This window comes from Thermovenabulum sp., assembly GCF_049701175.1.
In the GTDB taxonomy this organism is placed as follows: domain Bacteria; phylum Bacillota; class Thermosediminibacteria; order Thermosediminibacterales; family Thermosediminibacteraceae; genus Thermovenabulum.
In genome coordinates this window covers 17,892-33,171 of record NZ_JBNATW010000018.1, presented here as the reverse complement: position 1 = coordinate 33,171, position 15,280 = coordinate 17,892, and the positions used below count along the sequence as shown (strand labels likewise).

The 15,280-nt window shown below is 35.3% G+C and carries 15 protein-coding genes and 1 pseudogene; all 16 read left to right on the top strand.

All coding sequences use genetic code 11. The features are described 5' to 3' along the window. Window positions 1–4: 4 nt before the first annotated feature. Window positions 5–952 carry an enoyl-[acyl-carrier-protein] reductase FabK gene (gene fabK, locus ACPLVF_RS07420; RefSeq protein WP_424907196.1) on the top strand — a complete coding sequence of 316 codons (948 nt, stop codon included), beginning with the start codon at window positions 5–7 and terminating at the stop codon, window positions 950–952. Next, window positions 952–1,911: an ACP S-malonyltransferase gene (gene fabD, locus ACPLVF_RS07415; protein ID WP_424907215.1), complete on the top strand. Its 960-nt coding sequence runs from the start codon at window positions 952–954 to the stop codon at window positions 1,909–1,911. Before fabK ends, fabD begins: the two co-directional genes overlap by 1 nt. Continuing rightward, window positions 1,895–2,641: a 3-oxoacyl-[acyl-carrier-protein] reductase gene (fabG, locus tag ACPLVF_RS07410; protein WP_424907195.1), complete on the top strand. Its 747-nt coding sequence runs from the start codon at window positions 1,895–1,897 to the stop codon at window positions 2,639–2,641. The genes fabD and fabG overlap by 17 nt, the downstream gene beginning before the upstream one ends. Before the next feature lie 90 nt (window positions 2,642–2,731). Beyond that, a complete protein-coding gene (acpP, locus tag ACPLVF_RS07405) occupies window positions 2,732–2,965 on the top strand; it encodes an acyl carrier protein (RefSeq protein WP_424907194.1) in 234 nt (77 codons plus the stop codon). A 128-nt stretch (window positions 2,966–3,093) separates the two neighbouring features. Beyond that, window positions 3,094–4,338: a beta-ketoacyl-ACP synthase II gene (gene fabF, locus ACPLVF_RS07400; protein WP_424907193.1), complete on the top strand. Its 1,245-nt coding sequence runs from the start codon at window positions 3,094–3,096 to the stop codon at window positions 4,336–4,338. 22 nt (window positions 4,339–4,360) lie between these two features. Further along, window positions 4,361–5,080 carry a ribonuclease III gene (gene rnc, locus ACPLVF_RS07395; protein ID WP_424907192.1) on the top strand — a complete coding sequence of 240 codons (720 nt, stop codon included), beginning with the start codon at window positions 4,361–4,363 and terminating at the stop codon, window positions 5,078–5,080. Window positions 5,081–5,162: 82 nt separating this feature from the next. Then, window positions 5,163–5,423 carry a stage V sporulation protein S gene (locus ACPLVF_RS07390; RefSeq protein WP_068748162.1) on the top strand — a complete coding sequence of 87 codons (261 nt, stop codon included), beginning with the start codon at window positions 5,163–5,165 and terminating at the stop codon, window positions 5,421–5,423. Between the two features lie 114 nt (window positions 5,424–5,537). Continuing rightward, window positions 5,538–9,089 carry a chromosome segregation protein SMC gene (gene smc, locus ACPLVF_RS07385; RefSeq protein WP_424907191.1) on the top strand — a complete coding sequence of 1,184 codons (3,552 nt, stop codon included), beginning with the start codon at window positions 5,538–5,540 and terminating at the stop codon, window positions 9,087–9,089. 104 nt (window positions 9,090–9,193) lie between these two features. Further along, a pseudogene (locus ACPLVF_RS07380) lies at window positions 9,194–10,472 on the top strand (IS200/IS605 family accessory protein TnpB-related protein). Window positions 10,473–10,624: 152 nt separating this feature from the next. Further along, window positions 10,625–11,524 carry a signal recognition particle-docking protein FtsY gene (ftsY, locus tag ACPLVF_RS07375; protein ID WP_424907190.1) on the top strand — a complete coding sequence of 300 codons (900 nt, stop codon included), beginning with the start codon at window positions 10,625–10,627 and terminating at the stop codon, window positions 11,522–11,524. 143 nt (window positions 11,525–11,667) lie between these two features. Next, the gene (gene ylxM, locus ACPLVF_RS07370; protein WP_424907189.1) at window positions 11,668–12,027 is read left to right on the top strand and encodes a YlxM family DNA-binding protein; all 360 of its coding nucleotides are present in this window, start codon (window positions 11,668–11,670) and stop codon (window positions 12,025–12,027) included. Between the two features lies 1 nt (window position 12,028). Further along, window positions 12,029–13,366, top strand: coding sequence for a signal recognition particle protein (ffh, locus tag ACPLVF_RS07365; protein WP_424907188.1), 1,338 nt, complete (start codon window positions 12,029–12,031; stop codon window positions 13,364–13,366). Between the two features lie 14 nt (window positions 13,367–13,380). Then, complete coding sequence (rpsP, locus tag ACPLVF_RS07360) at window positions 13,381–13,680, top strand: 30S ribosomal protein S16 (RefSeq protein ID WP_424907187.1); 300 nt, start codon at window positions 13,381–13,383, stop codon at window positions 13,678–13,680. A gap of 3 nt (window positions 13,681–13,683) precedes the next feature. Further along, entirely contained in the window at window positions 13,684–13,911 is a 228-nt protein-coding gene (locus tag ACPLVF_RS07355) for a KH domain-containing protein (RefSeq protein ID WP_424907186.1), read from the top strand. Window positions 13,912–13,964: 53 nt separating this feature from the next. Further along, window positions 13,965–14,474 carry a ribosome maturation factor RimM gene (gene rimM / locus ACPLVF_RS07350; RefSeq protein ID WP_424907185.1) on the top strand — a complete coding sequence of 170 codons (510 nt, stop codon included), beginning with the start codon at window positions 13,965–13,967 and terminating at the stop codon, window positions 14,472–14,474. Then, window positions 14,474–15,214 (top strand): tRNA (guanosine(37)-N1)-methyltransferase TrmD, encoded by a 741-nt coding sequence (gene trmD, locus ACPLVF_RS07345; protein WP_424907184.1) that lies wholly within the window; start codon window positions 14,474–14,476, stop codon window positions 15,212–15,214. The genes rimM and trmD overlap by 1 nt, the downstream gene beginning before the upstream one ends. Window positions 15,215–15,280: the final 66 nt, after the last annotated feature.

The window sequence follows — 15,280 nt, the reverse complement described above, 5'->3', positions numbered from 1 at the left end:
AGGAATGTTTCACACCGAAATATGCGAACTTTTAGGGATAGAATACCCTATAATTCAAGGGGGAATGGCTTGGGTTGCAACGGCAGAACTTGCAGGAGCTGTTTCTAATGCTGGAGGTCTCGGAATAATAGGTGCAGGGAATCTTCCACCTGAAAAATTAAGGGAAGAAATAAGGAAGGTAAAAAAATTAACGGTTAAACCTTTTGGGGTAAATGTCTACTTTATGTCGCCTTATTTGGATGAGGTAATAAAGGTAGTTATTGAGGAAAAAGTACCTGTAATTACTACAGGAGCTGGTAACCCCGGAAAATATATAGATTCTTTAAAAAAAGCTAATATAAAGGTAATTCCTGTTGTTGCATCTGTAGCTCTTGCAAAAAGGCTTGAGGGCATTGGTGTTGATGCGGTAATAGCTGAAGGTATGGAATGTGGTGGTCATATTGGGGAAATTACTACCATGGCGTTACTTCCTCAAATTGTGGATGCTGTGAATATTCCCGTAATAGCTGCTGGCGGCATTGCGGATGGGAGAGGATTTTTAGCATCCTTGATAATGGGGGCAAAGGGGGTACAGATGGGAACCCGCTTTATATGTTCCGAGGAGTGTACCGTGCATGAAAATTATAAAAAGGCTATTATTGATGCAAAAGATAGGAGCACTGTTGTTACAGGAAGGCCTACAGGACATCCTGTTAGGGTATTAAAAAATAAACTTTCACGGGAATTTGAAATTTTAGAACAAAGAGGAGCAGATATCAAAGAATTCGAGGCTTTAGGAGCAGGAAAATTAAAAGCAGCGGTCGAGGGAGATATAGAATACGGCTCTTTAATGGCAGGTCAAATTGCAGGGCTTATTAAAGATATAAAGCCAGTGAAAAAAATCATAGAAGATATTATTAAAGAAGCTGAAGATATTGTATTATCAATAAGTGAAGGAAGGTTGTGGAAGTAATGGTTAAGATAGCTTTTTTGTTCCCCGGACAGGGTTCACAATATGTGGGGATGGGCAAGGATTTATACAGTAAATTCAAGATTGCGGAGGAATTATTTAAAAGAGCAGACGAGGTTTTGGGTTTTCCTATTTCCCGAATATGTTTTGAAGGTCCAGAAGAAAAATTAAGAGAGACCGAAAATACACAACCGGCAATACTGATACACAGCTTAATATGTTTTCATTTATTGAAATCCTATGGTATTAATCCCGATATTACATGTGGACTTAGCTTAGGGGAGTATTCTTCCTTAGTTGCAGCAGAAGCTCTTTCATTTGAGGATGCTGTAGTTCTTGTAAAAAAGCGGGGAAAATTTATGCAGGAAGCCGTTCCTATTGGTGCTGGCGGAATGGCTGCTATTATGGGGCTTTCGAAGGAAAAGGTTTTAGAAGTTATAAAGTTGGCGTCAAAGGAGGGAGTAGTTGAAGCGGCAAATTATAACTGCCCTGGGCAGATAGTAATTTCTGGTGAAATTAAGGCGTTGAAACTTGCTATGGATATTTCAAAGGAATACGGTGCTAAAAAGGTTATGATGTTGAATGTTAGCGCACCTTTTCACTCAAGCCTTTTAGAAAGTGCAGGTGAAAAACTAAAAAAGGAACTTGAAAATATTAAAATTTCAAAACCTAAAATACCTGTAGTTTTTAACGTAAATGCGGAAGTGGAAGAAGAACCTCAAAAAATAAAACAACTGTTGATAAAACAGGTCAGTTCACCAATTCTTTTTGAAGACAGTATAAGAAGGATAATAAAAGAAGGAGTAAATATTTTTGTAGAAGTAGGACCGGGTAAGGCCTTAAGTGGATTTGTAAAAAAGATAGATAAAAGTGTTGAGGTATTAAATGTTGAGGATGAAGAAAGCTTAGAAAAAACGATAAATTTTTTAGGGGGATTTATAAAAAATGAATCTGCAGGGTAAAGTAGCTGTGGTTACTGGCGGTTCAAGGGGTATAGGAAAAAGTATAAGCCTAAAATTAGCCGAACTGGGCAGCACTGTAGTGATAAATTATGTTAAAAATGATTCTTATGCCCTTGAGGTTGCCCAGCAGATTGAAAAAATGGGCAAAAGTGCGTTTTTGGTGAAAAAAGATGTATCAAAAATTAATGAGGCAGAGGAGTTGATTGAAGAGGTATATAAAAAATTTAATAGTATTGATATATTGGTAAATAACGCGGGAATTACGAAGGATACACTGTTTTTGCGAATGACCGAAGAGGATTTTGACAAGGTTTTGAACACGAATTTAAAAGGAACCTTTAATGTTACAAAAGCTGCGGTAAAATACATGGTCAAAAAACGTTATGGAAGAATAATAAATATATCATCTATAGTAGGTATTTACGGTAATGTTGGGCAAGCAAACTATGCTGCTGCAAAAGCAGGTATTATAGGGTTTACAAAATCTTTGGCAAAAGAATTAGGAAGCAGGGGTATTACTGTAAATGCTGTAGCTCCAGGGTTCATAAAAACTGATATGACTATACCCCTTATTGAGAAGGAAACTGAAGAGAAAATAAAAGAAAATATTCCCTTGAGGCGAATTGGTCTTCCAGAGGATGTGGCAAATTTAGTGGCTTTCCTTGCTTCCGATGAAGCTTCTTACATTACTGGTCAAGTCATTGCTATTGACGGTGGTTTAACTTTGTAATAATCTTATTATTGAATAACAGAATAAATTTTTAGTAGTATAATATTATAACTAAGGGGAACTTTTTAATATTTGAAGGGAGGTGAAGTAATGGAGATTTTAGAGAGAGTAAAGAAAATTATTGCTGACCAGCTTGGAATGGATGAGGATGATATTACTCCCGATGCTTCTTTCATAGATGATTTGGGAGCTGATTCTCTTGATATTGTTGAACTTATAATGGCTTTTGAAGAAGAATTTGACTTAGAAATTCCCGATGAAGATGCAGAGAAGATTAAAACTGTTCAGGATGTTGTTGATTACATAAAAAATCGCATTGGATAGAATAACCTAATTTTAGATGGGTGTGTAAAGCAAAGTCCCGTGGATATCTACGGGACTTTCTTTAGATATAAAAAATTATTTATGAAGAGGTCTAAAAAGATTAAAATAGTATTGGAGGAGATAGACTAATGAGAAAAAGGGTAGTAGTTACAGGACTTGGAGTAGTATCACCTGTTGGGATAGGGATTGATAAATTTTGGAATTCATTGATAAGAGGGATATCGGGAGTAAGCCTTATAGATTCAATAGATACGTCTGATCTCCCAGTTAAGATAGGTGGAGAAATAAAAGAGTTTAATGCCGAAGATTTTATAGATAAAAAAGAGGCTAAAAAGATGGATAGATTTACTCATTTTGCAGTTGCTGCTGCAAAAATGGCAATAGAAGATGCGAAATTGAAAATAGATGATACAAATAATGAAAAAATTGGTGTGGTTTTTGGATCTGGCATAGGAGGAGTTATAACTTGGGAAGAACAGCATAAAGTTTTGTTAGAAAAAGGAGCTAAAAGGGTAAGCCCATTTTTCGTACCTATGATGATAGTCAACATGGCTTCAGCTCAGATTTCAATGATGTTTAACTTAAAAGGACCAAATTTTACTACTGTAACAGCATGTGCGTCAGGTACTACAGCTATCGGAGAAGCTTTTAAAATTTTACAAGAAGGTCGTGCAGATGTTATTATTGCAGGTGGTACAGAAGCCCCAATTACACCCCTTTCTATTGCTGGCTTTTCTTCTATGAAAGCCCTGTCAACGAGAAATGATGATCCTCAGAGGGCTTCAAGGCCTTTTGACAGAGAAAGAGATGGTTTTGTAATGGGTGAAGGTGCGGGAGCACTTGTCCTTGAAACTTTGGAAAATGCCTTGAAAAGAAAGGCAAAAATTTATGCTGAGGTTTTGGGATATGGCTGTACAGCAGATGCCTATCATTTGACTCAGCCTGCTCCCGATGCCGAAGGTGCTGCAAGGGCAATGGAAATAGCAATATCTGATGCAAATATAAGACCTGAAGATATTGATTACATTAATGCTCATGGAACATCTACGCCATTAAACGACAAATTTGAAACCATCGCTATTAAAAAAGTCTTTAAAGAGCATGCGTATAAACTTTACATAAGCTCAACAAAATCTATGACAGGACATTTACTAGGAGCTGCTGGAGCTGTTGAAGGAATAGCGACTGTTTTGACAATTTATAATGATGAAATTCATCCTACCATAAATTACGAATATGAGGATCCAGAATGCGATTTGAATTATGTTCCCAATAAATCCATAAAAACAAAAGTTAATTTTGCCCTTTCAAATTCAATGGGATTTGGAGGGCATAATGCGAGTATAATATTTGGAAAATATAAAGGAGATTAATATAATTTTAGGAAGGGAGTTTATGGAGGAGCAAAGGAAAATAAAGCTTTATGAGTTCCAAAAGAAAATAGGAATAAATTTTAATAATTTAGAATTGTTAAATAAAGCTTTTATACACCCTTCTTTCTCTTATGAGAGGCATACAGGGAATGAAGAAAATAATCAGAGACTGGAATTTTTAGGAGATGCAGTATTACAACTTATTATAAGCCAGTGGATTTATGAAGAGTTTCCGGAGTGTTCAGAAGGGGAATTGACTAAAATAAGGGCTTTTTTGGTGTGTGAAGATAGCCTTTCTAAAATATCAAAGAGTTTATATTTAGGCGATTATTTAATTTTAAGCAAAGGAGAAGAACTTAGCGGGGGAAGGGAAAAAAATTCGATTCTTGCTGACACTTTTGAGGCTTTGCTCGGTGCGATATATCTTGATCAGGGACTTGAAGCTGCAAGAGAATTTACAATGGAAAGATTTAAAGACATGGTGGGAAAATTAAAGAAAGGCATTATTATTACGGATTATAAAACTACGCTACAAGAGATACTGCAGAGAAAATCCCCAGACAGAATATTTTACAATGTAATAAAAGAAGAAGGCCCAGATCACGACAAGACTTTCTATGTTGAAGTGAAATGGAAGGATGAGGTTTTAGGAAGAGGGTTAGGGAAAAGTAAAAAGGAAGCGGAACAACATGCAGCTAAAGAAGCTATAGACCGTCTTGATAAAAAGTATAAATTTTGGTAATTATTTTTTATAGAAAGAAGGAATTTTATAAGTCTCATAGAATATAAAATAATAAAAATATTTTAGAGGGGGTAATTTTGTAATGGAAGTACTAAAGGTATCAGCTCAATCAAAACCTAAAGCTGTTGCTGGTGCACTGGCAGCTGTGTTAAGGGAAAAAGGAGTTGCAGAACTCCAAGCAGTGGGTGCCGGTGCCGTAAACCAGGCTGTTAAGGCCATTGCAATTACAAGAGGTTTTGTTGCTCCGAATGGTTTAGATTTAGTAGCTATTCCTGCCTTTGCAGAAATTGAAATTGACGGAGAAGAAAGAACGGCAATAAAATTTATTGTTGAACCCCGTTAAATTGTATTGCAAGTAAAATACCTGTCTTTCAAAGGCAGGTATTTTTATTTTGAGAGATTTTATGATAAAATTTATAATATTGTATGTCTTATAGTATATCGATAGGAGGGTAAAATGTTTCTTAAAAAACTTGAAATACAAGGATTCAAGTCTTTTGCCGATAGAATACATATAGAATTTCAGCCCGGTGTAAATGCGATTGTCGGCCCAAATGGCAGCGGAAAGAGCAATATTACAGATGCAATAAGATGGGTTTTAGGAGAGCAAAGCATAAGGAGTTTACGAGGAAGCAAATTAGAGGATATTATTTTTGCAGGAAGTTTAAAAAGAAAACCTCTTGGGATGGCAGAAGTAACCGTTGTCTTGGATAATGAGGATCATTTTCTACCCCTTGATTTTACTGAGGTATCTATTACAAGAAGGGTATTTCGCTCTGGTGAGAGCGAATTTTACTTAAACAAGGTGCCCTGCAGATTAAAAGATATACAGGAACTTTTAATGGATACGGGAATAGGAAAGGATGGCTATTCGATAATAAGTCAGGGGGAAATCGATGAATTCCTATTATCAAAGCCGGAAGAAAGACGGTTGATTTTCGAGGAAACGGCAGGGATTACAAAGCATAAGGCGCGCAAGAAGGAGTCAGAAAAAAAGCTTGAAGAGACTTCAATGAATATTTCAAGATTGGATGATTTGATAAATGAACTGGAATTTCAGTTGGAATCGCTATATGCGGAAAGGGAAAAAGCAATAGAATATAAGAGACTTTCTGAGATAGAAAAAGAGGTTGAAGTAAATATTATTTTGATGAAGTATGAAAAACTTGAAAGGGAAATAAAAAGCTGTGAAGAAACTTTGACAAAAAAAGAAGAAGAATTGGAGAATTTAAAAAATAATGTTTCTGAAGCTGAGGAGAAATTAAAAAGTAAGAATAATTTATACGAAAAGGAATTTTTAAGGTTAGAAAATTTAAAAGAAGAGGTGTTCAAAAAGACTGCAGAACTGTCAAATTTAAATAAGGATTTAGAATTTATTAAAGAAAAATTAGAAGAGTATAAGAAACAAAAAATGGAACTATTAAAAAAGATTGAAGAATTGTCAGGCAAAAAGTTAGAATACAAAAGGAATTTAAAAGAAAAAACCTTACTTTTAGAAAGGAAAATATGTGACGGAAATTCTCTTGAAAGCAAGGTATCAGCTTTAAAAAAAGAAATTGAGGACATAAAACAAAAAATATTTAATGAAGAAAAACAGATTGAGGATTTAAAATCCTTTGCAATAGAGTATTTAAACTCTATTTCTGAGAAAAAGAATATTCTTTCAAGCCTCAAGACCATGAGCGATACCCTTAAGAAAAGAAAAGAACAGATTTTGGAGGAAATAAACAGGTTAGAAAAAATAAACCATATTACCTTTCAGGATATCGACAGCATTGATAATAAATTAAAAAAATTAGAACACAATTCTTTAATATATAAAAACGGCGTAGATAGGTTGGCAAATGACCTTTTTAAACTTGAAAGTACAAAAAGGGAATTACAAAAATTATTAACGGATAAAATATCGAAATACCACGAGCTACAATCAAGGTTAAAGGTGCTTCAGCAGCTTGACAATAATTATGAAGGATACCCTTCAGGGGTTAGGAATCTGTTATTAGACCTGAAAAATGGTAAGGTAAAAATACCCGGAATTTACGGTTCATTAGCAGAACTTATTTTTGTTGAAAAAGATTTAGAAGTAGCAATAGAAGCTGCTTTAGGGGGCTCTCTTCTTGATATAGTTTGTGAAAATGAAGAAGCTGCAAAAAAAGCGGTAGAATATTTAAAAAAGAATAATTTGGGTAGGGCTACCTTCCTCCCCCTTACTATGATGAGACCGAAAATTGTAAATAATGAAGAGCTGAACCAATTCAAAAATAATAAGGGCTTCATTGGTGCTGCCGAATCCCTTGTAAAGTATGATAATAAATTTAAAAACTGCGTCTTAAATTTACTGGGAAGGGTATTAGTTTTCGAAGATATCGATTCTGCAATATTATCTTTTAAAAAGAACCCCTCTTTTAAAATAGTTACATTAGATGGAGAGATAATTAGCCCGGCAGGTTCTATAACAGGGGGAAGTTTTAGAAAATCTTCATTATTGCTAAGCCGTAAAAGGGAGATTGTTTTATTGAAAAATGAGCTGGATAAAATTAATGAAGAAACAGCGGTATTAAATAACAAAATATACCAAATTGACCGTAAAATTGAAAATAAGAATTATGCGGTAAATTACTTTAAAAAAAATATTGAAACAATTAAAATAGAGATTGCTGGGTTGATCCAGGAAAAGAAAGAAAAAAAGAAAATTCAAGAGGAAAGGAAGGAAAGGATAGATATTCTCAATTTGGAACTTAATCAGATCGAAAAGGATTTGCAAGAGATTGATATTGAGATTGTTAAAACAAGGGAAGCCATTGATGAAATTAATTCCAACATAGAGACTAACCAACAAGAAATTGAAAAAATTAAAAAGAGTATAAACTATGTTCTTCTAATTAAAGAAAAAAAAGAAAAAGAATTGGAAGAAGTTGAAGAGAAACTTGCTTTATTTAAAAATGAGGAATACGGCTTAAAGTTAGAAATACAGCATACAGAAGAAAATTTAAAAGCTATGAAAAAGGAAATCTTAGATTATAGTCAAAGATTATCAAAGCTTTACGAAATAGAAGAAAAAACTATTGATGAAAAAAATATTAAAGAAAAGACTTTTTTAGAAATTGCTGCAGAAAAAGATTTTTTAGAGAAGGAATACGAAAGGTTAAAAGTAAATTTTAGAGAAATTGAGGATGAAGCAAAAAATTTACAGAAGGAGATAAGTTTAATTAGAAAAAAATTAGAAAAACTTGAAGCTTTGGTTAATGATTTAAAAATAAAAAAAGCATCCTTTGAGTTAGAAAAAAAATTCTTAGAAAACAACCTTTTTGAAAAGTATAAGTTGAATCTTACGGAAGCACTAAAACTGAAAAAAGATATTGGGGATATTCAAGAAGTCCAAGAGGTTTTAAATAATGTTAAAGAAGAAATTTCTAAATTAGGAGAAGTTAATTTAGGTGTAATAGAAGAATATGAAAAAATAAAATCAAGACAGGATTTTTTAAAATCCCAAAGAGAAGATTTAATAAGTGCAAAAGAAAAATTAAATAATTTAATTTATGAGATTACAAAAACTATGGAAAAGATGTTCGTAGAAACTTTTGAAAAAATACGAGCGGAATTCCAAAAAGTTTTTGCAGAACTTTTTGGAGGAGGAAAAGCTGACATTTATTTAATAGACAAAGCCTCGCCCCTTGAAACGGGTATTGAAATTGTAGCACAGCCTCCTGGGAAAAAACTTCAAAATATAAATTTGCTTTCAGGAGGGGAAAGGTCCCTTACAGCAATTGCTTTATTATTTGCAATTTTGAATGTTAAACCTACTCCCTTTTGTATTTTGGATGAAATAGAAGCCGCTTTGGATGATGCTAATATTGAAAGATTTGCAAATTACGTAAAAAAAGTATCAAAAAATACTCAGTTTATTATTATTACACATAGGAAAGGTACTATGGAGATAGCCGATGCATTGTACGGCATCTCAATGGAAGAAACTGCGGTTTCTAAAGTGGTATCCATTAAAGTTTGAGGAGGTTAGCAATAGTTGTAGATGATAATGCAAAACGGTATAATACTAATCAGGTAATAATGAATGTTGTTAAGTATGCATAAAGCTAAGAGGTGCTAAAAAACATGCTAACAATCCAAGCTAAACTTGTTTTTGACAGTAAAGAAGATAAACAAGAAGTATTAGACCTTATGAGAAGATGGTCATCCTGCGCAAGATTCGCATATAACAGACTTTTAGAAGGTAAAAGCAGAAATACACTAAAAAAAGAACTTCAAGGGATTTTTAATTTAAATTCGAGGTATGTAGATGATGCGATAATGAAGGCAAAAAGCGTTTTAGAGTCTTGCAAAGAAAGGGAAGAGAATCCGAGGAAGGTTATCTTTGGCGGCAGGAGTCTATTTGAAAAACTAAAGAAACGGCACATAAATGGAAGAGCATACAAGGAGCTAAAACTTGAGTGGCAAGAAAGAAGGAAAGGCAATCTCTACTCAAGGGGAGATAAGAGCAAGAAAGGGAACCTGAATACAAGGATCGAGATAGATGAATATGGTATGAGATTAAGGATAAACGTAGGGGAAAGAAAGTATGTATATCCCAAGATACAAGCGGGATGGAAAAAAGGAAAGAGCCGGGAGGAATTACTACAAGCAATAAGCACCAGGGAAGAACCATATTCCGTCGAGCTAAAACTCAAAAACGGGAAGGTATATGCTTACTTTACAATTGAAGAAAACTTTCCGGAAGTTTTGGTAACAAAGGAAAATGGAGTTATAGGCATAGATGTTAACGCATATCCGGACCACATAGCGTGGTCAGAAACAGATGAGAACGGTAAGCTTGTAAGTTATGGCAGAATACCGATGCCTGAACTTACAAGCGGCAATTCAAATAAGAGGGAATATTATAGATGGCAGTATGCTCATGAAATAGTAAGGATAGGTCAATCCTGCCTATACATCAGTGATAGGGATGCTGAAGTATGCACCGCAGTATATGATAAGCAAGGACATAGCAGCAGCGTATGTCATAGCAAGAAGAGGACTTGGATTAAAAGAGCAAATTCCCGAAGGGTATATGGCAATTCTAAAAGATTTAGATGCTGACGAATTGGAGGAATTAAAAGAGCACGTAAAGAGAACGGTTAAGAACAAACAACTAAAGAAAAGGCAACTAAAGGAGATAGACAGAGCGATAAAACTGATAAAAAGCCTTGGGAGTGAGCCAGGGAAGGCACTAATACCTCTGGGTGGAACAAGTATTAGTGCCTATAGCACAAGCTATAATCTCTGGCGAGTTCTCAAGGTAGCGGTGGTAACGCCACTCTCCCCTGAGAGGGTATTAAGGGACGTCTCTGTCCTGAAGGGAGTATTACATTCAGGGCAAGTGGGGAGACCCGGTTAAGGGCGCGAGTTCCTGCTTCTTGGGGCAGGGGCTATGGGAGTGCTTAAATACCGCCTGCTGGGAATGAGCACTCTCTGAAAGGGCGGAATACAAATAGCCCAGCCGTCTAAACTGGGAAGTTTGTCACAGTTTAGATGACCAGGTATAATAGTATGGGGTTTTTTAATAAAATAAAAGAAAGTTTATCTAAGACAAGAAATAATTTAGTAAATAAACTGGAAGGAATATTTAAATTTTCGACAAAAGTGGATGATGAAACCTTAGAAGAGTTAGAAGAAGCATTAATAACAGCAGATATTGGCATAAAAGCTACCGAAAATTTAATTTCAAAGTTAAAGGAAAAGGTAAAAGCCAACAGAATAAAGGATACTGAGGAACTAAAACTGGTTTTAAAAGAAGAAATGATAAACCTTTTCCCAAAACCCAGTTTTAATTTAAAAACACCAGTTATAATTTTAATAGTAGGAGTAAACGGTGTAGGCAAAACCACTACTATTGGAAAACTCGCAAATAAGTTAAAATCGGAAGGCAAAAAGGTTATTATTGCAGCAGCTGATACCTTTAGGGCAGCAGCGGTGGAGCAGTTGGCCATTTGGGGGCAAAGGGCGGGTGTAGAGGTTATTAAGCAGATGGAAGGGTCGGATCCATCTTCCGTTCTTTTTGATGCAATTCAAGCAGGAAAAGCTCGCCGTGCAGATGTTATTATATGCGATACTGCGGGAAGGCTTCATACGAAGAGAAATTTAATGGAGGAGTTAAAAAAACTTTACAGGGTTGCCGACAAGGAATTCCCTGAAGCAGAAAAAATAAGTTACCTTGTTTTAGATGCTACTACAGGACAAAACGCCATTGCGCAGGCTAAAATTTTTAAAGATGCGGTTAATGTAAACGGCATTATCCTCACTAAATTAGACGGAACTGCTAAGGGAGGAGTAGCTCTGGCTATTGCTTCAGAAATGGAAATACCTGTATGTTATATTGGAACCGGTGAGGGTATTGAAGATATTGCAGAATTTAATCCGAGAGAATTTGTAGATGCAATTTTTAGTTAATAGCTTCTTTTGGTATTTCTCTTGCAACTGCTATAATTTTTGCGAAAAGAAAAATGTTTTGATACATGATTGACAGTGAGATAATTTTTGTATAAAATCTGTATGTAAAGCATTTATACTTTACAGATGAAAAGATGAGGAATATGGAAGATATTGTAAAGCTTAGTTTGTTATATGATTTTTACGGAGCGCTTCTCACAGAAAAGCAGAGGGAATATTTCGAGCTTCATTATTTTAATGACTTAAGCCTTAATGAGATTGCCCAGCATTTTAATGTGACCCGCCAAGGGGTGTTTGATATTATTCACCGTTCCTTAGAATTTTTAAAACAATGCGAGGAGAAATTAGGGCTGGTTGAAAGGTATTTAAAACAAAAAAAGGTTTTGGAAAGGATAAAATCTCAATTGGAAGAAATTCGGCCTTATATAAATAGCGAAGGTTCTGGTATTTTAGAGCGAGCAATTAGAGATTTGGAAAAGCTCGTAAAAGAAGGGTGGGAATAGATTGGCTTTTGAAGCCCTTGCTCAAAAATTAGATGCTATTTTTAAAAGGTTGCGTGGTAAAGGAAAGCTTTCCGAGTCGGATGTAAAAGAAGCAATGCGGGAAATTAAGCTTGCACTATTGGAAGCAGATGTAAATTATAAAGTAGTGAAGCAATTTATTGCAAAAGTCACAGAAAGGGCTGTAGGTCACGAAGTAATGGAAAGCCTTACTCCGGGGCAACAGGTTGTAAAGATAGTTTACGATGAATTGACGGAGTTGATGGGTTCTAAGGAATCAAAACTCAACTTGAAAGGGAATCCAGCAGTTGTTATGCTGGTGGGATTACAGGGTTCTGGTAAAACAACCACTGCGGGTAAATTGGGCCTTTATCTTTCAAAGATGGGTAAACGGCCTTTGCTTGTGGCGGCTGACATTTATCGTCCGGCGGCCATAAAGCAGCTACATGTAGTAGGGGAAAAGGTGAAAGTACCAGTCTTCTCTATGGGGGAAAAGAATCCTGTAGATATTGCGAAAGCTTCGATAGAACATGCTTTCCGACACGGAAATGATGTAGTCATAATTGACACTGCAGGAAGGCTTCACATAGATGAAGAATTAATGGAAGAACTGCAAAATATTAAGAGGGTTGTAAATCCTTGCGAAATTCTCCTTGTAGTCGACAGTATGACTGGTCAAGATGCTGTAAATGTTGCTGAAACTTTTCACAGTAAATTGGAGCTTACAGGCTTAATTCTTACAAAACTCGATGGTGACAGTAGAGGTGGAGCTGCGTTATCAATTAAGGCAGTTACAGGATGTCCTATTAAATTCATTGGAATGGGAGAAAAATTAGAGGATTTAGAACAGTTTTACCCCGACAGGATGGCTTCAAGAATCCTCGGTATGGGCGACGTTTTGAGCTTGATAGAAAAAGCTACTGCAAATATAGATATTAAAAAAGCTAAGGAATTGGAAGAAAAAATAAGAAAAGAGCAGTTTGATTTAAATGACTTCTTAGAGCAGTTGAAACAGGTCAGAAAGATGGGCTCTCTTGAACAGATTTTTTCAATGATACCAGGTTTTTCGCCTCAAAAAATGCAGGGCCTTGATTTTAATGAAAAGGAACTTGTTAAAATAGAAGCAATAATTAATTCTATGACAAAGGAAGAAAGGAGTAATCCTTCAATAATTAATGGCAGCAGAAGAAAAAGGATAGCAAGAGGTAGTGGGACCACTGTTCAGGATGTAAATAAACTTTTAAAACAATTTGAACAGACGAGAAAAATGATGAAGCAATTAGCTGAAATGGAAAAATCCCATAAAAAAGGGAGATTTAAATTACCCTTTTTCAATTTTTAAAAGGAGGTGAAAAAATGGCAGTAAGGATTAGATTGAGAAGGATGGGGGCTAAAAAAAGGCCATTTTATAGAATTATAGTGGCAGACAGCAGAAGCCCTCGGGATGGTAGGTTTATTGAAGAAATAGGGTATTATAATCCGCTTACAGACCCTGCTGAAATCAAAATTGATGAAGAAAAAGCCCTTGGATGGATCAAAAAGGGTGCACAGCCTACCGATACAGTAAAGTATCTTTTTAAAGTCACAGGTCTTTTAGAAAAAATTAAGAATAAAAATGAAGATTCCAACCAAACTCCAGAGGCAAAGGAGGAGTAACAAATGGTAGAATTGGTAGAATATATAGCAAAAGCATTAGTTGATCATCCTGAAGATGTAACGGTCAATCGTGTAGAAGGAGAGCAATCGGTAATTCTTGAATTAAAAGTCCATCCTGACGATATGGGCAAAATTATCGGAAAGCAGGGAAGGATTGCAAAAGCAATTCGCACAGTAGTTAAGGCTGCTGCTGCCAAACAGGGTAAAAGAGTGGTAGTAGAAATCCTATAAAAGCGGGTTAGGATACTACCTAACCCTTTTTTAAGGAAATGGAGGTCATCGGTTTGAAACAATACATAACCGTTGGCCGAATTCTCTCTCCTTGGGGAGTAAAAGGCCAGGTTAAGGTTGAACCCCTGACCGATGATATAAAGAGGTTTAAAAATCTAAAAGAAGTTTTTTACGAAGAAGGGAACAGCTTAAAAAAATTAAATATTGAAGAAGTAATTTTTATAAGAAATGCTTTTGTAATTATAAAATTTCAAGGAATAGATGATAGAAATGAGGCTGAAAGATACAGAAATGTATATATAATGGTTGACCGAAAGGACGCAGTTAAATTGCCAAAAGGACGCTATTTTATATGTGATATAATTGGTCTTAAAGTTTATACTTTAGAAGGAGAATACTTAGGAGAAATAACAAATGTAATTCAGACGGGAGCAAACGATGTATATGTTGTAAAAAGCAATGAAGATAAAGAAATATTAATTCCGGCCATAAAGGAAGTAGTAAAAAATATTGATGTAGAAAAGGGCTATATGCTTATTTACCCTATGGAGGGATTAATTTAGTGCTTAAATTTTTTGTTCTTACTATTTTCCCCGAATTTTTTGAAAGCCCCCTTCATGTAAGTATTTTAAAAAGGGCAATTGAAAAAGGGCTAATTGGCGTAGAGCTTATTAATATTAGGGATTTTGCAAGAGATAAACATAGAAAGGTTGACGACTATCCATACGGTGGCGGCGCTGGAATGGTAATGAAGCCGGAGCCGATTTTTGAGGCCGTTGATTATGTTAATTCTGTAACTAAATCATCAAAAAAAAGGATTATTTTGCTATCACCCCAGGGCAAAATATTTAATAACGAGATAGCTAAGGAACTTTCAAAAGAGGATGAATTAATAATAATATGTGGCCACTATGAAGGGGTAGATGAAAGGGTAAAAACCTTGATAACCGACGAAATTTCCTTAGGTGATTTTGTCCTTACAGGAGGAGAGATACCGGCACTTGCTATAATAGATGCAGTATCAAGGTTTATACCAGGTGTTTTAGGCAGTGATGAATCTGCCATAAACGAATCTTTTACCGATGGATTATTAGAATATCCCCAATACACGAGGCCAGAAGAATACAGGGGGCTTAGGGTTCCTGAGGTGCTCCTGTCTGGAAATCACCGCGAAATAGCCCTTTTTAGAAGAAGGGAATCTTTAAGGCTTACTTATGAAAAAAGGCCGGATTTATTAAAAAAAGCTAAATTAACTGAAGAAGATAAAAAACTACTTAAAGAACTTAATATCAATTTAGAATGACACCTTTGTTGTAAATGAGACTTCCTTATGCTATAATAACACTTGTTAAAAGAAGGGAGGTTTATG